At 58.3% G+C, this 20180-nt stretch carries 20 protein-coding genes; 10 read left to right on the top strand and 10 right to left on the bottom strand.

Annotated elements, in window-relative coordinates; all coding sequences use genetic code 11:
* The first annotated feature begins 199 nt into the window (after nucleotides 1-199).
* Both ACR0NW_RS04305 and ACR0NW_RS04300 read left to right on the top strand, forming a co-directional pair.
* Entirely contained in the window at nucleotides 200-388 is a 189-nt protein-coding gene (locus ACR0NW_RS04305; protein ID WP_480448691.1) for a hypothetical protein, read from the top strand.
* 127 nt (nucleotides 389-515) lie between these two features.
* Entirely contained in the window at nucleotides 516-872 is a 357-nt protein-coding gene (locus ACR0NW_RS04300; RefSeq protein WP_480448692.1) for a diacylglycerol kinase, read from the top strand.
* Nucleotides 873-989: 117 nt separating this feature from the next.
* On the opposite strand, the gene ACR0NW_RS04295 is transcribed toward ACR0NW_RS04300, so the two are convergent.
* Both ACR0NW_RS04295 and rimO read right to left on the bottom strand, forming a co-directional pair.
* Nucleotides 990-1484, bottom strand: coding sequence for a hypothetical protein (locus ACR0NW_RS04295; RefSeq protein WP_480448693.1), 495 nt, complete (start codon nucleotides 1482-1484; stop codon nucleotides 990-992).
* 238 nt (nucleotides 1485-1722) lie between these two features.
* A complete protein-coding gene (gene rimO, locus ACR0NW_RS04290; protein WP_480448694.1) occupies nucleotides 1723-3111 on the bottom strand; it encodes a 30S ribosomal protein S12 methylthiotransferase RimO in 1389 nt (462 codons plus the stop codon).
* Nucleotides 3112-3211: 100 nt separating this feature from the next.
* Between rimO and ACR0NW_RS04285 the strand changes: the two genes are divergently transcribed.
* The 3 genes from ACR0NW_RS04285 to ACR0NW_RS04275 all read left to right on the top strand — a co-directional run bounded on the left by ACR0NW_RS04285 (nucleotide 3212) and on the right by ACR0NW_RS04275 (nucleotide 7334).
* The gene (locus tag ACR0NW_RS04285) at nucleotides 3212-5209 is read left to right on the top strand and encodes an AsmA family protein (RefSeq protein WP_480448695.1); all 1998 of its coding nucleotides are present in this window, start codon (nucleotides 3212-3214) and stop codon (nucleotides 5207-5209) included.
* Nucleotides 5210-5542: 333 nt separating this feature from the next.
* The gene (locus tag ACR0NW_RS04280) at nucleotides 5543-6811 is read left to right on the top strand and encodes an agmatinase family protein (protein ID WP_480448696.1); all 1269 of its coding nucleotides are present in this window, start codon (nucleotides 5543-5545) and stop codon (nucleotides 6809-6811) included.
* Nucleotides 6801-7334: a DUF3299 domain-containing protein gene (locus ACR0NW_RS04275; protein ID WP_480791505.1), complete on the top strand. Its 534-nt coding sequence runs from the start codon at nucleotides 6801-6803 to the stop codon at nucleotides 7332-7334. Before ACR0NW_RS04280 ends, ACR0NW_RS04275 begins: the two co-directional genes overlap by 11 nt.
* 125 nt (nucleotides 7335-7459) lie before the next feature.
* Here ACR0NW_RS04275 and ACR0NW_RS04270 read toward each other — a convergent pair whose 3' ends face one another.
* From ACR0NW_RS04270 to ACR0NW_RS04255, 4 genes are read right to left on the bottom strand one after another with little or no spacing between them, the layout of a single operon-like run.
* Nucleotides 7460-8956: a phosphomannomutase/phosphoglucomutase gene (locus tag ACR0NW_RS04270; RefSeq protein WP_480448698.1), complete on the bottom strand. Its 1497-nt coding sequence runs from the start codon at nucleotides 8954-8956 to the stop codon at nucleotides 7460-7462.
* 16 nt (nucleotides 8957-8972) lie between these two features.
* Nucleotides 8973-9806, bottom strand: a complete 834-nt coding sequence (gene kdsA, locus ACR0NW_RS04265; RefSeq protein WP_480448699.1) for a 3-deoxy-8-phosphooctulonate synthase — start codon at nucleotides 9804-9806, stop codon at nucleotides 8973-8975.
* A 5-nt stretch (nucleotides 9807-9811) separates the two neighbouring features.
* The gene (locus tag ACR0NW_RS04260; RefSeq protein WP_480448700.1) at nucleotides 9812-11404 is read right to left on the bottom strand and encodes a KpsE/RkpR family capsule polysaccharide export protein; all 1593 of its coding nucleotides are present in this window, start codon (nucleotides 11402-11404) and stop codon (nucleotides 9812-9814) included.
* The gene (locus ACR0NW_RS04255) at nucleotides 11382-12041 is read right to left on the bottom strand and encodes an ATP-binding cassette domain-containing protein (RefSeq protein ID WP_170650940.1); all 660 of its coding nucleotides are present in this window, start codon (nucleotides 12039-12041) and stop codon (nucleotides 11382-11384) included. Before ACR0NW_RS04255 ends, ACR0NW_RS04260 begins: the two co-directional genes overlap by 23 nt.
* A gap of 254 nt (nucleotides 12042-12295) precedes the next feature.
* Here ACR0NW_RS04255 and ACR0NW_RS04250 point away from each other — a divergent pair, with 254 nt between their 5' ends.
* Together ACR0NW_RS04250 and ACR0NW_RS04245 are read left to right on the top strand one after the other, a co-directional pair.
* Nucleotides 12296-12883, top strand: coding sequence for a uracil-DNA glycosylase family protein (locus tag ACR0NW_RS04250; RefSeq protein ID WP_480448701.1), 588 nt, complete (start codon nucleotides 12296-12298; stop codon nucleotides 12881-12883).
* Nucleotides 12876-13664 (top strand): SseB family protein, encoded by a 789-nt coding sequence (locus ACR0NW_RS04245; RefSeq protein WP_480448702.1) that lies wholly within the window; start codon nucleotides 12876-12878, stop codon nucleotides 13662-13664. Before ACR0NW_RS04250 ends, ACR0NW_RS04245 begins: the two co-directional genes overlap by 8 nt.
* A 57-nt stretch (nucleotides 13665-13721) precedes the next feature.
* Here the strand turns inward: ACR0NW_RS04245 and yghU are convergent, their stop codons facing one another.
* Nucleotides 13722-14600 (bottom strand): glutathione-dependent disulfide-bond oxidoreductase, encoded by an 879-nt coding sequence (yghU, locus tag ACR0NW_RS04240; RefSeq protein ID WP_480448703.1) that lies wholly within the window; start codon nucleotides 14598-14600, stop codon nucleotides 13722-13724.
* A gap of 244 nt (nucleotides 14601-14844) precedes the next feature.
* On the opposite strand from yghU, the gene ACR0NW_RS04235 reads away from it, so the two are divergent.
* Entirely contained in the window at nucleotides 14845-15363 is a 519-nt protein-coding gene (locus ACR0NW_RS04235) for a YHS domain-containing (seleno)protein (protein ID WP_480448704.1), read from the top strand.
* A gap of 72 nt (nucleotides 15364-15435) precedes the next feature.
* Here ACR0NW_RS04235 and ACR0NW_RS04230 read toward each other — a convergent pair whose 3' ends face one another.
* Together ACR0NW_RS04230 and metF are read right to left on the bottom strand one after the other, a co-directional pair.
* Nucleotides 15436-16065: a DnaJ domain-containing protein gene (locus ACR0NW_RS04230; RefSeq protein WP_480448705.1), complete on the bottom strand. Its 630-nt coding sequence runs from the start codon at nucleotides 16063-16065 to the stop codon at nucleotides 15436-15438.
* A gap of 252 nt (nucleotides 16066-16317) precedes the next feature.
* Nucleotides 16318-17184 carry a methylenetetrahydrofolate reductase [NAD(P)H] gene (gene metF, locus ACR0NW_RS04225; RefSeq protein WP_480448706.1) on the bottom strand — a complete coding sequence of 289 codons (867 nt, stop codon included), beginning with the start codon at nucleotides 17182-17184 and terminating at the stop codon, nucleotides 16318-16320.
* 95 nt (nucleotides 17185-17279) lie between these two features.
* Between metF and ACR0NW_RS04220 the strand changes: the two genes are divergently transcribed.
* Complete coding sequence (locus ACR0NW_RS04220; protein ID WP_480448707.1) at nucleotides 17280-18185, top strand: LysR family transcriptional regulator; 906 nt, start codon at nucleotides 17280-17282, stop codon at nucleotides 18183-18185.
* 107 nt (nucleotides 18186-18292) lie between these two features.
* Complete coding sequence (locus tag ACR0NW_RS04215) at nucleotides 18293-19078, top strand: inositol monophosphatase family protein (RefSeq protein WP_480448708.1); 786 nt, start codon at nucleotides 18293-18295, stop codon at nucleotides 19076-19078.
* Between the two features lie 107 nt (nucleotides 19079-19185).
* Here ACR0NW_RS04215 and bhcD read toward each other — a convergent pair whose 3' ends face one another.
* Entirely contained in the window at nucleotides 19186-20172 is a 987-nt protein-coding gene (gene bhcD / locus ACR0NW_RS04210) for an iminosuccinate reductase BhcD (protein ID WP_480448709.1), read from the bottom strand.
* Nucleotides 20173-20180 lie beyond the last annotated feature (8 nt).

Genomic DNA, 20180 nt, shown 5'->3' with positions numbered 1-20180 from the left:
GCGGCTTTGCGCCCGCGCAAGCGAAAATGAGCGGCTGATACCGCCTGATTCATCCGACAAGATTGATATTACGGCATAGTTTCGCCTCATCTCCGATCTGACGGGCGGATTCGGTTGCCAGATCGTGAACAACCACGTATCCTATGCAAAGCCCCGAATAGTTGGGCAATATCAGAAAAGTATTAGAGGAATGATGGACATGAAACTTAAACTCGCTGCTCTCAGTGCCGTCGCAGTTGTTTTGACCGCGTGCTCGCAGCAGGAAGAGCCGACTCCGGTTTACATCCAGCCCGACTATGACAAGTACGGCACCCCGAGCTGCTCGGCAGGCTACGAACTGGCCACCACCGAAGCAGGTCAGACCGTCTGTAACCCGGTCGCACAATAAGAATTCCACAGGCGGTCCTATTGGGGGCCGCCTGTATTCCTTTAGAGACAGCGCCGCCTTTGGGGCGGTTTTTTCTTGTCCGCCGGGCAGGAGTTTCGACCCGTATGCTGGAACGACCGGAGCCCTCATGCGCAACTTTTTCGAACGTCTAAGGGATCGCACCCGCTGGAGCTGGCAAGGTCTGGTTGTTACCTGGCGCGCCGAGTATTCCTTTCGTGTGTGGGTCTGGGCCAATCTGATCTCGGGCGCGCTGGCCTTGTGGCTGCCACTTGGTGCGGCAGAGCGCGCACTGATCCTTGCGCTGGGGATACTGGTGCTGGTGGCCGAACTGTTCAACACCGCCATCGAGCGGGCGGTGGATCACACCTCGACCGATCATCACGAGCTTGCGGGTCAGGCCAAGGATGCAGCAAGTGCGGCTGTGGCGTTGACGGCCGTGGCAGCGGGCGTGGTCTGGGTTGTGGTTTTGGTTTCGTTGGCGTAGCGGGCGTGCTCGGCCCAGAAAATGTATTTTCTATCAAGGATATAAAGACAAATCAGCCCATGAGTGAATCACGGGCTGATACGGGTGATCGTTGACTTGCTGGGGGGACAAATCAGATCACTTTAGCTTTAGTACGATCGGTTTGTAGCTGTAAGCGTCTTCTTCTTTTTCACCGGTGACGCTTCCTGCGACAGCGCCTCCAACTATTCCTCCAAGTAAGATTCCTGCGCCAACTGCGTTTGCCCTACGGTTTTCAGCCGAGAGGTTTGCTGGCTTGATCGTTTCAGAGACGTTTTCGTTTTTGACTGAACAGTTTACTTGAATGGGCTTGGTCTGTTTTCCGTAACTTGGAAGGTTTACGACCGCTGGTGCAGTGAAAGCTGCCTTGAAACCTTCACCAACAAGGTTGCAGTTTGCCGTTGTTCTTGAGTTTTCGTACCGCTCCACACGCACGCTGGTCGCCTTAAAGCCGAGAACGGAGTCTTGCGCGCTTTTTGATACGAACTCGACGTTAGTAGCACCGTCCTTAGACTTGAGGATTTTTTCCTGTTTCGTTGCGCAGCCTGCGCAAAACAAAGCCAGCGATGCGATTGTGAGTGTAGTGAATTTCATTAGGAGCCCTTAGTCAGTGCTTATCTGATTTATTATCCGGGCGCTTGCTATGTGCTCAACCAGGGGCAATCAATTGGGGGCTGTCCTCCCTTATAGGGATACATTGGGGCTGTGTAATTTAAAACACACATTCCTCTCGCGCTTTTGCCCATTAGGTGGCGAGGCGATTTCCCCGGGGCGCCTGGAATCTCATTCCATACTCTATGGAAGGCGAGAGATACCAAGCTGAATCAGATGGTTACGCCTGTTTTCCCCACAGGTCATAATCCCCGGCTTCTTCAACTTCAACGGAAAGGATGTCGCCCGGTTTCAACCCCTCGAACCCCTCGTCAATAAACAGGTTCCCGTCGATCTCGGGGGCGTCGGATTTGGTTCGGCAGGTAGCGGCTTCGTCGTCGACTTCGTCCACGATCACGTCGATGGTTTGACCGACCTTGGCGGCCAGTTTGGCCTCGGAAATGGATTGTGCCTTTTCCATGAACCGCTCCCAGCGTTCCTGCTTGACGCCGGCAGGCACGTGATCGGGCAGGTCGTTCGACCGCGCGCCGTCGACGTTTTCGTACTGGAAGCAGCCGACACGATCCAGTTGCGCCTCGTCCATCCAGTCGAGCAGGGTCTGGAATTCAGCCTCGGTCTCGCCGGGATAGCCGACGATGAAGGTCGAGCGCAGGGTGATGTCCGGGCATGTCGCGCGCCAGGCGGCGATCTCGTCCAGTGTCTTGGCGGCAGCGGCCGGGCGGGCCATGCGTTTCAGGACGTCTGGATGGGCGTGCTGGAACGGGATGTCGAGATAGGGCAGCACATTGCACCCCGCATCCGCCATCAGCGGGATCAGGTCGCGCACATGGGGGTAGGGATAGACGTAATGCAGCCGGACCCAGGCATCCAGCTGACCCAGCTCACGCGCCAGATCGGTGATGTGGCTGCGCACTTCGCGGTCTTTCCACGGGTTCACGTCATATTTGCGGTCCAGCCCATAGGCTGAGGTGTCCTGAGAGATGACCAGCAACTCACGCACGCCGTTATCGACCAGCTTTTCCGCTTCGCGCAGGACGGCATGGGCCGGGCGGCTGGCCAGTTTGCCGCGCATGTCGGGGATGATGCAGAACTTGCAGCTGTGGTTGCAGCCTTCGGAAATCTTGAGATAGCTGTAATGGCGCGGTGTCAGTTTAACGCCGGATGCGGGCAGCAGGTCCACGAACGGGTCCGGATCGGGCGGCACGGCGACATGCACCGCGTCCAGCACCTGTTCGTACTGATGCGGGCCGGTCACGGCCAGAATGCGGGGGTGATGTTCGCGAATGTAATCCGGTTCTGCCCCCAGACAGCCCGTGACGATGACCTTGCCGTTTTCCACCAGTGCCTCGCCGATCGCTTCCAGCGATTCCGCCTTGGCGCTGTCGAGGAACCCGCAGGTGTTCACGATCACGGCATCGGCACCGGAATAGTCGGGCGAAATGCCGTATCCTTCGGCCCGAAGGCGCGTCAGGATGCGTTCGCTGTCGACAAGTGCCTTGGGACATCCCAGCGAGACCATGCCGATGGTCGGCTGGTTGATGCGAGGTGTCTCGGTGATCCGGGCGGCGGGCGCCAGGTCGGGGCGGAGGTTTGGCGGGTTCGTGGTCATGGCGCGGCATATAGTGGGGAACTTCTCCCCTTGCAAATGTTGTCCGCGCAGGGCTGACTTGCACCAAACCCACAAGACCGAACAGGCAGGGAGCAGAAACATGGGCTGGTTGTTACGGATCGTATTCATTCTGATCGCGGTGATCGGGCTGGTCATCGGCGCATTGTTGCTGATGCCGGGCGACAAGTTGGGCGCGATACTGGCTGAGCAGGTCAAGGCGCAGACAGGTCGGGAGTTGACCCTGACCGGCGATGTACGGCTGTCCTTCTGGCCGGTTCTGGGATTGGAGACAGAGGCCGTCACCTTTGGTAATGCCGCCTGGGCGGGGCCGCAGCCCATGCTGGAGGCGGACAGTCTGGCCGTTGGTGTCGACGCCGCCGCGCTGTTTGCCGGTGAACTGGCGATCCGCCGCATCCTTGCCGAAAACCCGGTGCTGCGCCTTGAAATCTCGGATGGTAAAGGAAACTGGGAATTCAGCGCCCCGTCGCCCGCGGCGGGTTCTGCAGCACAGCCCTCGGCCGCTGGTGGTGGTACAGATGCGGTGGCAGATGTTCCCAGCGTGACGCTGGATATGCTGAAGCTGTCAAACGCGCGCCTCGTCTATGTGGAGAATGGTCAGGCCACTTTCGATTTCGATAACGTCGATCTGGAGGCCAGCTGGCCATCACCGGATGCGCCGATGGAAATGCAGGCGCAGTTGAATATCGGAGAGGGGCCAGTCGACGTCGATCTGACAATCCCCGATCTGCCCGAATTTGCATCGGGTGCCGCAACCGGGATGGAGATGAAATTGACCGCGCCGGGGGGGCAGATCGGTTTTGCGGGCCGTGTGAATATTGCCGGTGAGTTGGACGGAACCGCGCAGATCAAGGCCGGGAATTCGAAGCGGATGTTTGCCGCACTTGGCCAAAGCGGCATTCATGTGCCCTACGGTCTGGGTCAGGCGGCCGACATTTCGACCCGGATGACATATACCAATGACGGGCGCCTGTCCCTGCGCGAGATGGTTTCGAAGCTGGACAACAACCGGTTTGAGGGGGAGGCGGATATCGTTGTCGCAGACCCGCCGCGCATTACGGCCCGGCTGTCGACGGACCATCTGGATCTGTCCAAAGTGATCGGGACAGAAGAGGAAACGGGCGCTGCAACGAATTCTTCAAACACGTCGGGGGGCGGTCAGGCTGGTCAGACCGGTCAGGGCGACGGATGGTCAAAGGACCCAATCGACGCGTCGGCACTGGCGCTGGCAAACGGGTTGATCCGGCTGAACGCAAACGCCATTTCGGTTGCAGGCCTGCAATTCGGCAAAAGCAAACTGACACTGAAACTGGAAAACTCGCGTGCTGTGGTCAAGATGAACCCCGCCAGATTGTTTTCGGGTCAGATATCCGGGCAGGTTGTTGCGAATAACCGAAACGGGTTGTCGGTTGGCGGCAAGCTGAAGGCCGATGGCGTCGATCTGAAGCAGGCCCTGACCACGCTGGGGGGTATTGAGCGTCTGTCAGGCAAGGCGTCCGGGTCGCTGGAATTTCTGGGAGTGGGTCAGAACGAAAATCAGATCATGCGCTCGCTCAGTGGCAAGGGGCGTATCGACATGGATGGCGGTGTCATCTCGGGCGTCGATCTGGACCGGCTGATGGGCAAAGGCAAAGGAAGCGGTGGGACAACCGTTTTCAACAGCCTCAGCGCCAGCTTCACGATGAAGAACGGCAATCTGAAAAACAAGGATCTGCTGATGTTGCTGGACAACTATCGCGCCGATGGAACCGGGCGTATCGGTATCGGCAAGCGCAACATCGACTATCTGTTCACGCCTGTCGCCTTACGCGCGAATTCCGGCAAAGGGATCGCGGTGCCGGTGCGGATCGTGGGACCGTGGAGCGATCCGTCGATCAAGCCGGATCTGACCAAGGCGATCGAGGCCGCGACCGAGGTCAAGGTCAAGGAATTGGAGGATGACGCCAAGCAGAAGGTTTTCGAGAAAGTGGGCGAAGAGCTGAACACCACGATCACCGAAACCGAACAGATCGAAGAAGCGGTCAAGGACAAGCTGGAAGACGAAGCCAGAAAGGGCTTGCTGAAACTGCTGGGCGACTAAGGGCCGTTTGCAACACAGTCCATGAATGGGAAAAAGGGACACCTTGCGGCCAGCCCTTTGCCGTAAATGTTGCACGCGCGGCCACGGGCCTATGGGCTTACTATTCTATGTCGGGCAAAAGCTCCTGAGGATTTCTTCTGGGGCAGAGTATTGAGGTCCGGTCAGCGGACAAGGCTGTCAATTTAGGAAAAGAATTTCGGATATGCAGGCAGACAAATAGTCCAGCAAGACCCCTTACTATTCGGCGCAGCAATACTACTGAGTCAAAATTTGCTCAAAACCGCATTTTTTGTAATAGTTTTGGTATAGCCAAATTTTGAGGAGGGACTTCCGGTGTTTCAAAGTCTCCGTACCGCGCTCGCCATTCTGTGCGTTGCTTTTGCTGGTGCTGCCAACGCCCAGTACTATGGCCATGAATTCGAAGGTACTCAGGCCCCGATCCGTGAAGGGGAACAACCCGTTATTCCTTTGGACACCGAAGACCCAACTTACAATGCTTGGCGCACACCCTTGCCAAGTTTTGAAGGAGAGCGTGAGGGACGAGAACCCGGAATTGTTGACCCTCAACGTTTCTATGGCCAGGGCTTTATGCAAATTCCAACGTTCTTACACCAACCGTTAGCGTTCACGCCCGGCGATCTGGCTGCTGCCGAAGTCGACGTCGCCATCATGGGTGCCTTTACCGACATGGGGACCGGTGCGCGCGGGGCGTCGCGCGGTCCGAATGCGGTTCGTAACTCCTCGATGTATCTGGGCTATGGGGCGCGGCAGCCGCATATGCACGTCATGGTCGATCCGCTGCAGGAAATGACAGTCGTTGACTACGGAAACGCTCCGAACGACATCATGAGCACCGAGCGCACAATTCATGCGGTCCGTTCTTTTGTTGGTCAGGCAGCAGCAGTGCAACATGCTGACGGTAGCCATGTGATACCCTTTATCGTTGGTGGTGATCATTCATTGATGTACCCAAACGTCGCTGCGATGACGGACGTTTATGGAAAGGGTAATGTGGGCGTCGTTCATTTCGATGCACATTACGATGCCGGAAAATATGGCTTTGGACACCTGATCAATCATGGCATGCCTGTTTTCAGGTTGATCGAAGAAGACTTGGTTGAGGGTAAAAACTTCATTCAGGTTGCTTTGCGCGGATACTATCCAGACGAAAAAGCATTTGAATGGATGCGTATGAATGGGTTCCGATATCATACGATGGCTGAGATCGAAGAACGCGGCTGGGACGCTGTTATGGAAGACGTCATTGCCGAGGCGAATGACGGGCCGGAGTATATCTATATCTCTTTCGACATCGACACCTTTGACCCGGCATTCGTACCGGGAACGGGAACACCTGAGCCTGGCGGCCTGATGCCCCGAGAGGTTTTCCCAATAATTCGCCGCCTCTGCGCCGAGTCAAACGTGATTGGGTTCGAAATAGTTGAACTTGCTCCGCTTATGGACCCAACCTACGTTTCCGCTTTGAACGCCAACCGTACTATCAGGGAATGCCTAACGGGTATTGCGATGCGTAAACAGGGTTTGACAGAACCGGATTACAAAAGCCCGCTTACTGTTTCGCACGGTCAAAATGACAACTAGGCTACTAGTCTGTTCGGTTTTTTTGTTTTCTCTAACAGGTTTGGCTGCACACTCCGAACCGCAGGAGATTTCGTGGTCTGATCTTCGAGAAGGTCGCCTTGCTGAGTGCTCTGAATTCTTGGAAGGCTACCTGTCAAATCCAGGTTGTTTGCCGAGAGATTTGAGTGATCGCATGCTATCGATGCAGATTGCCGAGTGCGTGCCTGGTAACACTGACTTGGAAGGCAATCTAGTTCTCATCGCGGGTTATGCTCATCCCGTTGAGTTCGAATTCAAAGATGTGAAGAGCTTTTTGTTGATTCCTCGGCTGTCTCAGAAGTGCCGACATCCAACTGCACCTCTTCCTGATCAAGTTATTTTCGTCGATTACCCAGGCGGTTTGAACATAACGATGGACCCCGTGTGGGTCACAGGCCAAATTTTCATTCGCCAAAACCACGGCGTACTCGCGCCTTCAATCTATAGGATTAAGGCTTCGGAAATAGTCGCGGCAACCATTCCTGACGTCTCAGCCGCCGAGTAAGGCCTTTCGCCGAGGGATAAGTTACCGCATTGGGCTCGGAACAGACATTAAGTTCCGAGCCTCACTATCATTCACCTGTACCACTTACTGTAAGGGGCTGAACATTTGCGGCGCCCTTGCCCGGATCAGATGGTCTGATCGTATTCTCCGACGCCCGGCTCGGTCTGAATGACGGCGTCGATGTCCTGGAAAATCGCCCGCATCTCATCCTCGCTTTCGCTGCTTTCGCAGACGACAACCAGATTGGGCGTATTGGACGAGGCGCGCACCAGTCCCCAGCTGCCGTTGTCCAGAATGACCCGTGCGCCGTTGACGGTGACGACCTCTTTGATGGCACGGCCCGCAAGGGGTTCCGACGCTTCGGCTTTGGCAACCAGCTTGTCCACCAGCCGGGACAGGATATCGTATTTTTCGGTATCCGACGCGTAGGGTGACATGGTCGGTGTCGACCATGTTTTAGGCAGGGCCTTGCGCAGGTCCGACATGCTTTTGTCCGGATTGCGGTCCATCAGCTTGCAGATTTCCACAGCGACCCGCATCCCGCAGTCGTAACCGCGCCCGATGGGTTCGGCGAGGAAGTAGTGACCCGACTTTTCGAACCCCGCCAGCGCGTTGATTTCCTTGACGCGGCGCTTCATGTGGCTGTGGCCGGTCTTCCAGTAGTCGGCTTTGACACCGTGGGCCTGGAGTTCAGGATCGCTGGCGAACAGGCCGGTGGACTTCACGTCGGCCACAAAGGTCGCGCCGGGGTATAGTTTGGCCAGATCGCGCGCCATGATGACGCCGACCTTGTCGGCAAAGATTTCCTCGCCCTCATCATCGACAACGCCGCAGCGGTCGCCGTCGCCGTCAAAACCCAGCGCCAGATCGGCACCGCTGGACCTGACCGTGTCGGCCATGTCGTGCAGCATCTCCATCGCTTCGGGGTTGGGGTTGTAGTTGGGAAAGGTGTAATCCAGCCGGTTATGGCTGGGCACGACCTCGACCCCCATACGTTCGAAAATCTCGGGCGCAAAGGCCGAAGCGGTGCCGTTGCCGGTGGCGCAGACAACCTTGAGCGGGCGGGACATTCTGAAATCGCCCACCAGATCGTCGATATAGGCCTCTTTCACGCCATCGACGAATTCATAGGACCCGCCGGGCCGCGCCACGCCTTCGCCGTTCAGAACGATATCGCGCAGTTCGGCCATTTCATCCGGACCATGGGTCAAGGGGCGGTCAAAGCCCATCTTGACGCCGGTCCAACCGTTGGGATTGTGGCTGGCTGTGACCATCGCAACCGCGGGCACATCAAGGTGGAACTGGGCGAAATAGGCCATCGGACTAAGTGCGGGGCCGATATCCTTGACCTGAATACCGGCCTGCATGAGGCCGAGGATCAGCGCGTTCTTGATCGCCAGAGAATAGTCGCGATAGTCATTGCCGACCGCGATGACGGGTTCGATCCCGCGCTTGTGCATCTGGGTGCCCAGACCAAGCCCAAGGGCGGTCATGCCCGGCAGATTGATCTCGTCTGGGTATTTCCAGCGTGCGTCATACTCGCGAAAGCCCGTGGGCTTGATCATCGCGTCGCGCAGAAAACTCCAGGTGTTCGGGGTCACCTCGGCAAGGGGTTTGGTCATGTCAAATTCCGTTGGTTCAAATCTGAATTGGGTTGGCCTTGGCCAGCTCGTCAAGGCGCATCAGGGTATCGATCAGTTTGGGCATCTGATCGAGGTAGATCATGTTCGGGCCGTCACAGGGGGCATTGTCCGGGTCCTGATGGGTTTCCATGAACACGGCCGCTGTTCCAACGGCGACCGCCGCGCGTGCCATAACCGGAGCGAATTCCCGCTGGCCGCCGGACGAGCCGCCACGACCGCCGGGCTGCTGCACCGAGTGGGTGGCATCCATCACCACGGGGTATCCCGTCTGTGCCATGATCGGCAGGGAACGCATGTCGGCGACAAGGGTGTTGTAGCCGAATGAGGCACCGCGCTCGGTCAAAAGGATGTTGTGGTTTCCGGTGCTTTCGATCTTGGTGACGATATTCTGCATCTCCCACGGGGCGAGGAACTGCCCCTTTTTGACGTTGAGCACCGCACCGGTGTTCCCCGCGGCCAGCAGCATGTCGGTCTGGCGGCACAGGAAAGCGGGGATTTGCAGCACATCCACCGCCTCGGCAGCGATGGCGCATTGCGCCTCGGAATGCACATCGGTCAGGACGGGCACACCCATAGTCTTGCGGATGTCGTCCAGTACCTTGAGACCGGCGTCAATTCCCATCCCGCGCGCGCCGCTTAGCGATGTGCGGTTGGCCTTGTCGTAGGAGGCTTTGAAAACGTATTGCGCGCCCACTGCTTCGCAGGCCTCTTTCATGACACCGGCGATCATCTGGGCGTGATCGGCGGTTTCAAGCTGGCAGGGGCCGGCGATGATGGTAAGCGGAAGGTCGTTGCCGACCGTCAGATCGGCGATTTTTATATGTTTCATGGGACTTATGAAGATACCTGTTCACGAAGGACCGACGCGGTAAGCGAGATCATGAGGTAGATACCAGCAAAAAGCAGGAAAGCCAAAATCGTATTTTCGAACTTGCGCGGATAGCTTGGTTCCTGGCTGGGCACGGGGTTCACGGACACGGTCAGATAGCGGACCTGACGGTTCGCTTCCAGCCGGGTCGTTTCCATTTGCTGCAAGGCCGTCTGCAACATCATGTCCCGCGTTACGAGGTCTGCCTGAGCCATCTGAATCCTGACACTCAGCCGGGCCAGCGAGTTTTCGCCGTTGGATGCATCGACCATCTCATTATTGAGGTCGGCCAGCACCGCCTCTAGCCGTTCGATATCGCTGCGCGCACCCTCGACCTTTGCTTTGTTGGGGCGCGCGTTATCCAGCAGTGCCGCAAGCTGAAGCTCTTTCTCCTGCAACTGGACTTCAACCTGATTGATCCGCGCCCGCAGGCTGGCAATGACGCCTTCGGGATCAAGAACGGCGCCTTTCAGCTGCAGGTCCACCAGATTTTCCTGCGCATTGCGACGCTCTTGCTGCGCGTTTTCAAAGCTTTGGAGGGCTTCGCGCATCTGATCCTCGCGCTTTTGCTCGGACAGGTTGTTAATGCGGTCCTCAGAATATTCGATCAGTTTCTCTGAAAAGACTGTTGAGGTTTCCGGATCCGCGGCCACAACCTCCATACGGATCACGCCCTCGGTCGGGTCATAGCCGATTGTGACAACACGCTTATAAACTTTATAGATGTCTTCGGTCGTCGCGTCCGGAGCCAAGCGCAATATGGGGTCGATCCAGTCCTGTTTGAAATGGTCGGCAAACCCTGTCTCCTGGTCGAGTTTCAGCATGATTTCCTTCGACTCGAGATAGGATTGCGCTGCTATGGAATCCTGGGTTGTCGCGAACTGGGTTCCGGCAAACAAACCGCCGATACTGCCCGGCCCACCATCGGCCTGAAGGATCAGAAACTCGGAATTACTGGCATAAAGCGGGGTCGCGATGCGGTAGAAGTAATACCCGACAATGATTGTCGGCAGCAGCACGAATACGGCCAGCCGGGCAAACAACCCCATGAGCTTGCGGCGGCGGCGTTTCGCGATGTCTTTCTGAATCTGGCCGATTTCGATGTCGCGACGCTGGGCCGGGTTCAGCTCTGGCGAGGGTAGCGACTCACCCCTTGCTTTGACAGTTTGCGGCAGCTGAACTTTCTTTGGGTCCTGCCCGTCGGCGTTCTGTCCGTCGCCGGTATTTTCCGATGCCACCAGATCAAGCAGGTTCGATTTCTGAAACGGATCGATTCCGGACTGCCGGAGCAGCCGCACCGCATCATAGTCCGAGGTTGCAGCCAGATTGTGCTTTTGGGCAAGGCGGCGCGCCATGCGCAACTGCCGTCCTGTAAGTCCTTCGCGTTTGATGGCGTCCAGTTCGGTGCCTGCCGCCGTCTGATTTTCTTCGGGGTTCTGCGGTTGGGTCGCACGGCGAATGGTTTCGATGGCCTGTGAACGTGACAGGCTGTCACCGTCGCCTTTCGCACCATCGGGTTGGGGAACCCGGTATTTCCTAGCCCTGGGTTTGGTAGTCATACAACTGCTTCGCCTCTTCCAAGGATTCAAACATATAAAGCTGCCCATCCATCAGGACAGCCGCCTTGCGCGCAAATTTTTCCAGTGTTGCAGGGTTATGGGAAACGATGACAAGTGTGGTTGTCCGCAACCGCTCCTGCAGGATCGAGCCTGCTTTCCTGTTGAATTCAACATCCGTCGTCGCCGGCATTCCTTCGTCGATCAGGTACATGTCGAAATCGAGCGCCAGCATGAGAGCAAAGGTGAATCGCGCCCTCATGCCCGAGGAATAGGTGGCCAGCGGCTGATTGAAGTATTCGCCCAGATTGCACAGCCACATGCAGTAGGCTTCGACATAATCCGGGTCCAGCCCGTAAATCTTGGCGATATAGCGCGAATTTTCCAGAGCCGAGAGTTTGTTTGATACGCCGCCGGTGAATCCCATGGGAAACGAAACCTTGCAGTCGCGGCGGATCACGCCCTCGTCCGGTTTTTCAAGCCCCGCCATCATGTTGATAAGCGTGGTTTTTCCGGTGCCGTTCGGGGCAAGAACCCCAAGCGAAGTGCCGAGTTCAACGCGGAACGAGACCCGGTCCAGGATCACCTTGCGGCGCGTCCCGGTCCAGAAGGATTTGCTGACATTTTCAAACTCCAGCATGTGCTGCCTTACACTTGTGAAGGGCGGGTCCCGATGTGTTTGTCCCGGTTTGAAAGGGTTGTGCCTGATACCGGTCCATGTTGGCCACATTATGTCGAAATATGAAACAAATGTTCAATGCGTCCGCGATTAGGATTTTTTGGTGGTGACATGCCGGCACCAAGCGCGGGCAGGTACATCTGGACGCCGGGCCCGTGATGCCTATCTTTCCGGGATGGCCTGTTCAACCCCAGCAGACGGAACTTTGCGCGCCGATGACCTCTCTCGCCGATGAAATACGGAGGTGCCGGTTGTGCGCTGAGAAATTCGCGGTCACGGCGACTGCGCACGAACCAAGACCGGTTGTCTGGTTCCGCCCCGGCGCGCGCCTTTTGATCGCAGGGCAGGCACCGGGCGCGCGGGTGCATGCCTCGGGGCGGCCGTTTACCGATCCGTCCGGCGACCGGCTGCGCGCATGGCTGGGCATCGACGAGAGCACATTTTACGATCTGAGCCGTGTTGCCGTGGTGCCGATGGCCTTTTGCTTTCCGGGCTACAACGATCGCAAGGCCGATCTGCCGCCGCCGCCGATCTGCGGGCGGACATGGCATGGCAGGGTGATGCAGGAACTGGGAGAGGTCCCCCTGACGGTTCTTGTCGGAGGGCATGCGCATAAATACCACCTTGGCACGCAGACACCTGTCACCGAAACGGTGCGCAGCTGGCGGGACCATGCGCCGCGGGTCTTTGCCTTGCCTCATCCGTCGTGGCGCAATACGGGATGGCTAAAGAAGAACCCGTGGTTCGAGGCCGAGCTTTTGCCGGTGCTGCGCGCGCGGGTGCAAGAGGTGTTGAATGACTGAAGCGACGGCGCTGGACGATGCCCATGGTGCGATGCAGGCTGCACCGCATGACGATGCCGCCCGATTGCGGTTTTTCGAACGGCTGGCGGATAGCGAGTTGTTCCTGCTGCTGACCGAAGAAGCGCGGGACGAAAACCTGTCTCCGGAAGTGTTCGACGTGGCGGATGGCCGGTTTGTTCTGGCCTTTGACCGCGAGGAACGGCTGGCCCGGTTCACGGAGCGTCCGGCGCCCTACGCCGCTTTGTCGGGGCGGGTTCTGGCGTCGATGCTGTCCGGGCAGGGGATCGGTCTTGGTCTGAATCTCGAGGTCGCTCCGTCTTCGTTTCTGATCCCAGCCGAGGCTTTGGCATGGCTGCATGAGACGCTGGATCATGCCCCGCAGGAAGTTCAGGCGGCGCTGGCAGAGTTTCGGCCACCCGAAGGTCTGCCGGAACGCTTGCTGACGGCGCTGGACGCCAAACTGGCAACGGCGGGCGGACTGGCGCAAACCGCTTATCTGGTCGGTACTCGGGACGACCGGGGCGGGCAGGGGCACCTGCTGGGGTTTGTCGATGCCGTCGCCGGGGCCGAAGGCGCGCTGGCCAAGGCCGCGTCCGAGGCGCTGACATTCTCGGGCATTGAGGCCGGAGAGATGGATGTGGGATTCTTTTCAGCGGATGATCCTGCCGCCGCGATGATGGCCAGGGTCGGGTTGCGGTTCGATCTGCCCCAGCCTGAACAGCCGGACATCGTGCGGGCCGCACCGGGAAGTGATCCGGAAAAACCGCCGATTCTAAAATAGCAAAGGCCACGGAGCGGACTGTTCACCGCGTCCGTGGCCCGATCTTGCGGCGCCGGGTTATTCGGCGGCGGGTTCCAGTTTGTCCTGCGTGCGTGTTTCGAAATCGCTTGCGTCGTGGCGTTCGTGCAGTTGCGTATGCAGTTCGCCAAATGCGCGGTTGACCATGCGGCCGCGGCTGACGGCGGGGCGTTCGTCGATGGCCTTGGCCCAACGCAGGACGTTCTTGTAGGACGTCACATCCAGAAACTCGGCAGCGTCATAAAGACGGCCCAGCACAAGTTGGCCATACCAAGGCCAGATCGCCATGTCCGCGATCGTGTACTCTTCGCCTGCGATATAGGTCTTGTCTGCCAGTTCCCTGTCCAACACGTCCAGTTGGCGTTTGGCTTCCATGGCAAAGCGGTCAATGGGGTACTGCCACTTTTCCGGGGCGTAGGCGTAGAAATGGCCAAAGCCGCCACCCAGATAGGGGGCGCTGCCCATTTGCCAGAACACCCAGTTCATGACCTCGGTCCGCGCCGGGCCTTCGCCGGGTAGAAACGCGCCGAACTTTTCGGCCAGGTGGAACAGGATCGATGCGCTTTCAAAGATGCGAACCGGTTCGTTCCCCGACCGGTCCCACAGCGCCGGGATTTTCGAGTTGGGGTTAGCCTCGACGAAACCGGACGAAAACTGGTCGCCTTCACCGATATTGACCAGCCAGGCATTATATTCCGCGCCTTCGTGTCCCAGCGCCAGCAGCTCTTCCAGCATGATGGTGACCTTCACCCCGTTGGGGGTGGCCAGCGAATACAGCTGCAGCGGGTGCTTGCCGATCGGCAGATCACGGTCGTGTGTCGCCCCGGCAATGGGCCTGTTGATATTTGCGAAGCGGCCGCCGCTTTCGCTGTCCCAGGTCCAGACCTTGGGTGGGGAATAGGTGGATTGTTCGCTCATATCACGCCTTTCTGGTCACATGCGGGTTAGGCACCCGTGACCAGAGCTAATGTTGCAAACGGCAAAGTCCAACCCCCGGAATTCGGATCGGTACTGAAACATTTCCGGAAATCACCTCACATATCCTCGTGGATCGTCACAGGGGCGCGAGCAGGTCTTCGCAAGATTTCAGAATCGCCTATTGTCTGGTCAGTCCCGCCGAACAGGCATCTGAGAAACTGTCGATCCGAAAAGGAACCGCCTAATGAAACGATTTGCTTTTAGCTTTGCTGCAGCCATGGTTATGGCCGTCCCGGCATTTGCCGGACCTCAATATGTCGACGGCACCGGCTTTGCCGTGTCCGGCTATGATGTCGTGGCCTATCGCAGTCTTGATCAGGTGCCGGTAGGGCAGACCCAGCCCGAAGGTGTGCGCGGCCGCGCCGACATTACGGCTGAGTATAACGGATCGACCTGGGCGTTCTCGACCGAGGAAAATCGCGACAAGTTTCTCGAAAACCCGGAATATTACGCGCCACAATTCGACGGTCACTGTGCTTATGGTGTTTCGCGTGGCGGCAAGGTACCGGCCAATCCGAACCTGTGGCGGATTGTGGATGACAAGCTGTATCTGAACATCACGGATGTAGTTGTTGGCTTCTGGGAAGAGGATGTTCCCGGTAATATCGATCTGGCGGGCGGCAACTGGCCGGGCATCGAGTCGGACGACGCATCGACCAGCGTCATCCCGAAGTGGACATCGGAAGGCCCGGTTTCCAACTGATCGGTTCGCCGAAATTGAATATTGCCCGGGTCACCAGTGACCCGGGTTTTTTTCATGAGGACACCTGATGTGTCAGGTCATGAATTCGCGACGGTTCTCGTGGTTGGCTTGGAACCGGACCTTCACGCTTTTGGCGCCAGGAAATTTGCGTTCGCGAATCCCGTCGGGGACGATGATTTCGCCTGCGCCTGCGCTTTTTGACTGAAAGGACAGCACCTCGGTCGTCAATCTGCGGGACGCATCCAGAATAGACGTCGGCAACGCCACCCGGTTGCCGCCTTCGCAGACCGACGTGGTGACAAAATAAGTCAGATGGCGGCCATGGCAGCCCACTGCGTCAGGAATGTGTTCCGCGGGTTTGTCCGGGGTTGCGGCGTCCATATCTGCGGCAAGCTGGCCCCGGCAGGCCTCAATCTCTTGCGGGCTCAGGTTTACAATGCGCGATCTGAGTTTTGGTCGCCGCGGCTTTGGCGGCCCCTCCGGGTCGGACCGTCCGTTTTTCGTCAGGCCGTCCTCGCGCAACAGATCAAAGGCTGCTTTCGCACGGGCGAAATCAACATGATCACCACCGGCATGATCCGGGTGCGCCCGAAATGCCACCCGCCGCCACGCCTCGCGGATTTCGTCTGAACTTGCAGTTTGTGCGACACCAAGATCCCTGAGCGCAGCCGCCCGGGCTTGGATTCTGTCAACTGGCTCCATACCAAAATACTCTTTAAACACTTACAGTTATTACCCTTGGTCCCCGCCATGGTTTTGTCAAATTTGAAGGGTTTTTGAACCTGTGGGGCAAACAATCCATGGGTGCCACGGGTTTTGTTCCCGTGGCTTGGTTCAATCCATGTCGGAGGCGTGAAATTTCACCGTCAGGGATTTGCCGGGGCTGTCATTGCCCGTGTCCAGGATTCGCGGGCATCGGCAAAGGATTATCGCGCATTAAACAATGGGCAGATGTCAGGCGACGTTCTGCAGATCGACCTTTGGCGTGACACCCAGCGCAAAACAGACGTCGCGCGTCAGTTCCGGCCGGTTGAGCGTATAGAAATGCAGCTTGTCCACACCGCCCTCAATCAGATCCGTACAAAGCTCGGTGCAAAGCGCGGTGGCAAGCAGGTCTTCGCGGTCGTCACGCTGCGCTTTTGAGAATGCGTTTTCGACCCAATCGGGGATGTGTGTGCCGCAGCGTCTGGCAAAGTTGCGCGCGCCCTTCCAGTTCTCGATTGGCAGAATTCCGGGCGTGATCGGTTTGTCTATCCCGGCCTTTTCGCAGGCGTCGCGGAAGCGGAAAAACGTCTCGGCCTCGAAAAAGAACTGGGTCAGCGCTTCGTCGGCACCAGCGTCCAGCTTGGCCTTGAACCAGTCGACGTCCGAGGCGGAATTGGGCGCTTCGGGGTGAATATCGGGATAGGCGCCCACACGAATGGTGAACTTGCCCGTATCAGAAAGCGCCTCGATCAGTTCGACTGAGTTCGCGAATCCGCCGGGGTGGGGCTGAAACCGGCCTTGTCCCTTGGGTGGATCGCCGCGCAGGGCCACAATCTCGCTCACGCCCGCATCGGCAAAGGTGTCTGCGATGGCAAGCGTTTCTTCACGGGTTGCCTGCACACAGGTCAAATGCGCCGCGACGTTCAGGCCCGAGGTTTTATGAAGCGTTGCCACGGCTTCGCGGGTCAGTTCGCGAGTCGTGCCGCCCGCGCCGTAAGTGACCGATACAAAACGCGGGGCAAGGGGCGTTAGCGTATGCACCGTGTCCCAAAGACGGAACGACGCCTCAAGGTTCTGCGGCGGAAAGAACTCAAAGGATACTTCTGGCGTGTTCATCGGCTGTCATCTCACTTTTTCTGCCCTCTTGTTACATTTTAGGAATTGTGAGACAAACTCATAATTCTCAAGAACAACATGAGCGGTATTTGCGGATGCATATCGAGTTTCGCCACCTGCGCACCATTAAGGCAATCCATGAATGCGGGGGGCTGGCCCGCGCGGCGGATCAGTTGAACATCACGCAATCCGCTCTTAGCCATCAGATCAAGGGGTTGGAGGATCAGGCAGGGGTCGAACTGTTTCTGCGCCGGTCCAAGCCGATGAAGCTGTCGGCAGCAGGGTTGCGCCTGTTGCGGCTGGCCGAACAGATTCTGCCCCAAGTCGAGGCGATGCAGGCTGAATTTACCTCTCTCAGGGACGGACGCACCGGGCGGATGCATATCGCCATTGAGTGCCACGCCTGTTTTGAGTGGCTGTTTCCGGTGCTGGAATCGTTCCGCAAGTCGTGGCCGGATGTGGATGTCGATATCCGGCCGGGGCTGGCGTTTGACGCCCTGCCTGCCTTGCAGAAGGAAGAGGTCGATCTGGTTGTCTCATCAGACCCCGAAGACCTGCCCGGCGTCGAATTTGTCGAGCTTTTCGATTATAACGCAGTGTTTGTCGCGGCGTCTTCGCATCCGCTGGCGCAGAAGGATTTTATCGAAGCCGAGGATTTCCGGGGGCAGACCCTGATCACGTATCCGGTGGAACGGACACGGCTGGATGTGTTCAGCCAGTTGCTGATCCCCGCGCGCGTTGAACCGGCGGCGATCCGTCAGGTGGAACTGACGGCAGTGATCCTGTTGCTGGTCGCCTCGAACCGCGGTGTTTCGGTGTTGCCGGACTGGGTTGTGCGCGAGGTCAAATACAACTCGGACTATGTAACGCGGCCATTGACGCAAGCGGGTATCACGCGCCGGCTTTATGCCGCTGTCCGGTCAGAGGATCTGGAAAAACCGTTCGTTCAGGAACTGGTCAAGCTGGCGCGGGTCGAGGCCAAGAAGTTGCAGGCGCAATGACATCTGACCCGGCGCTGAGAGGAAGGCTGCTATGCGCATCATTCCTCTTGGCAATGTCGCCTTGCGCCAGTATACGCGCGGTTTGACCGGACAGGAGCCTTTTGACAATGGTTGGCAGTGCAAATCTCAACATCATGATCAAGGCCGCGCGCAAGGCGGGGCGTTCTCTGGTCAAGGATTTTCGTGAGGTCGAGAACCTGCAGGTGTCGATGAAGGGGGCGGGCGACTTTGTGTCCAAGGCCGACATTGCTGCCGAGGCGATTCTGAAAGAAGAACTGCTGGGCGCGCGCCCGACCTATGGCTGGCTGGCCGAAGAAGGCGGCGCGATAGACGGTGAGGACCCCACCCGCCGTTGGATCGTCGATCCGCTGGACGGAACGACGAACTTTCTGCACGGGCTGCCGCACTGGGCGGTCTCGATCGCGCTGGAGCACAAGGGCAAGATCGTTGCGGGCGTGATCTATGACGCCGCCAAGGACGAGATGTTCTTTGCCGAAAAAGGTGAAGGTGCGTGGATGAACGATACTCGCATCCGCGTTTCGGGCCGTCACCGGATGATCGAGTCGATTTTCGCCACCGGGCTGCCCTTTGGCGGCCGGTCCGACCTGCCCGCCACCTTGCAGGACCTGGCGCGTCTGATGCCGCTGTGTGCGGGTGTGCGTCGCTGGGGATCCGCGGCGCTTGATATGGCCTACGTTGCTGCTGGCCGTTACGAAGGGTTCTGGGAACGGCGCCTGAACGCGTGGGATGTTGCGGCCGGGATCATTATTGTGAAAGAGGCGGGCGGCTTTGTGCAGCCGTTGAACCCCGAGGGCAGTGTGCTGTCAGGTGGCGAAGTGGTCTGCGCCAACGAACCGATCTTTGACAATTTCGCCAAGGTCATCCGAGGCTGAGCCCCAATCCGGCGCGAAGCGCTGGAGCCTCCGGCGGCCGTATTTGTCACAAGAAGAAGTTGCCCGGCTGTGCCAAACTCAGCCGGGCTTTGTTTTGGTTGGTTGGATCAGAGCGCGGCGCGTTGCGCCAGCCCGGCCTCATCCGCCAGTCGTGCGGCCACAGATGCGACGGCCAAATCCTGCAGCCCGACCCCGGTTCCGTCAAACAGGGTGATTTCGGTGTCGCTGCTCCGCCCGGCATGATCACCGTTGATGACCGCACCAATCGGTGTGATTGCCGTTTCCGCCAGAGCACCGGAGGCCACCGCATGCTGTGCCTCGCCGATTGAAACGGACTGGGCAACTTCGTCCGTGAATACGGTGGCGGTGGCGACAAGATCGGCGTCCACTTCCTGTTTGCCTTTGGTGTCGGTGCCCATGCAGGCCAGATGGGTGCCGGGTTTGATCCAGTCTTTCATCAGCAGCGGTTCAAAAGCCGAAGTGATGGTGATGATGACATCCGCCTGCGCGCCCAGTTCCTGTTGCGACACGGGTTGGAACTCCAACCCCAGTTCCTCGGCCACTTTGGCCAGCCGGGGCAGCATTTCCGGGTGCGGGTTCCAGGCCACGACCTTTTCGAAACTGCGCTGCTCGGCTGCGGCCCGCAACTGAAAGGCGGACTGGTGGCCAGCGCCGACCATGCCCAGAACTTTTGCATCCTGTCTTGCCAGATGGGCGATGGAGACTGCCGAGGACGCGGCCGTGCGAACCGCAGTCAGGTAGTTGCCGCCCACGAGGGCGGACAATTTGCCGGTGTCCGGATCGAACAGAAAGACCGTGGATTGGTGGTTGGTCAGACCCTTGTCGGCATTTCCCGGCCAGTATCCGCCCGATTTGACGCCCAGCACCTTTCCGGCCCGGTCGAAGCCGGATTTGAAACCGTAAAGTGCATCGGCATGGCCGATCGCCTCGCGGATGACCGGGAAATTATAGGCGTCCTTGCGGGCCATGGCGGCAAAAACCGCCTCGACCGCGTCGAAGGCTTCCTTGCGCCCGACAAGTTTCTCGCAGAGATCCTCGTTAATGATCAGCAGACCGTCAGTCGCGGTGTTCATGATTTCTC

It is taken from the genome of Ruegeria sp. CF5 (assembly GCF_056537325.1).
Note: the sequence above shows the minus strand (reverse complement) of the source record. Positions and strands in the feature narration are given on the sequence as shown.

Coding starts and splice junctions, on each gene's coding strand:
- ACR0NW_RS04305 (WP_480448691.1), top strand. CDS start 200: ATGAAACTTAAACTCGCTGCTCTCAGTGCCGTCGCAGTTGTTTTGACC.
- ACR0NW_RS04300 (WP_480448692.1), top strand. CDS start 516: ATGCGCAACTTTTTCGAACGTCTAAGGGATCGCACCCGCTGGAGCTGG.
- ACR0NW_RS04295 (WP_480448693.1), bottom strand. CDS start 1,484: ATGAAATTCACTACACTCACAATCGCATCGCTGGCTTTGTTTTGCGCA.
- rimO (WP_480448694.1), bottom strand. CDS start 3,111: ATGACCACGAACCCGCCAAACCTCCGCCCCGACCTGGCGCCCGCCGCC.
- ACR0NW_RS04285 (WP_480448695.1), top strand. CDS start 3,212: ATGGGCTGGTTGTTACGGATCGTATTCATTCTGATCGCGGTGATCGGG.
- ACR0NW_RS04275 (WP_480791505.1), top strand. CDS start 6,801: ATGACAACTAGGCTACTAGTCTGTTCGGTTTTTTTGTTTTCTCTAACA.
- ACR0NW_RS04270 (WP_480448698.1), bottom strand. CDS start 8,956: ATGACCAAACCCCTTGCCGAGGTGACCCCGAACACCTGGAGTTTTCTG.
- kdsA (WP_480448699.1), bottom strand. CDS start 9,806: ATGAAACATATAAAAATCGCCGATCTGACGGTCGGCAACGACCTTCCG.
- ACR0NW_RS04260 (WP_480448700.1), bottom strand. CDS start 11,404: ATGACTACCAAACCCAGGGCTAGGAAATACCGGGTTCCCCAACCCGAT.
- ACR0NW_RS04255 (WP_170650940.1), bottom strand. CDS start 12,041: ATGCTGGAGTTTGAAAATGTCAGCAAATCCTTCTGGACCGGGACGCGC.
- ACR0NW_RS04250 (WP_480448701.1), top strand. CDS start 12,296: ATGACCTCTCTCGCCGATGAAATACGGAGGTGCCGGTTGTGCGCTGAG.
- ACR0NW_RS04245 (WP_480448702.1), top strand. CDS start 12,876: ATGACTGAAGCGACGGCGCTGGACGATGCCCATGGTGCGATGCAGGCT.
- yghU (WP_480448703.1), bottom strand. CDS start 14,600: ATGAGCGAACAATCCACCTATTCCCCACCCAAGGTCTGGACCTGGGAC.
- ACR0NW_RS04235 (WP_480448704.1), top strand. CDS start 14,845: ATGAAACGATTTGCTTTTAGCTTTGCTGCAGCCATGGTTATGGCCGTC.
- ACR0NW_RS04230 (WP_480448705.1), bottom strand. CDS start 16,065: ATGGAGCCAGTTGACAGAATCCAAGCCCGGGCGGCTGCGCTCAGGGAT.
- metF (WP_480448706.1), bottom strand. CDS start 17,184: ATGAACACGCCAGAAGTATCCTTTGAGTTCTTTCCGCCGCAGAACCTT.
- ACR0NW_RS04220 (WP_480448707.1), top strand. CDS start 17,280: ATGCATATCGAGTTTCGCCACCTGCGCACCATTAAGGCAATCCATGAA.
- ACR0NW_RS04215 (WP_480448708.1), top strand. CDS start 18,293: ATGGTTGGCAGTGCAAATCTCAACATCATGATCAAGGCCGCGCGCAAG.
- bhcD (WP_480448709.1), bottom strand. CDS start 20,172: ATGAACACCGCGACTGACGGTCTGCTGATCATTAACGAGGATCTCTGC.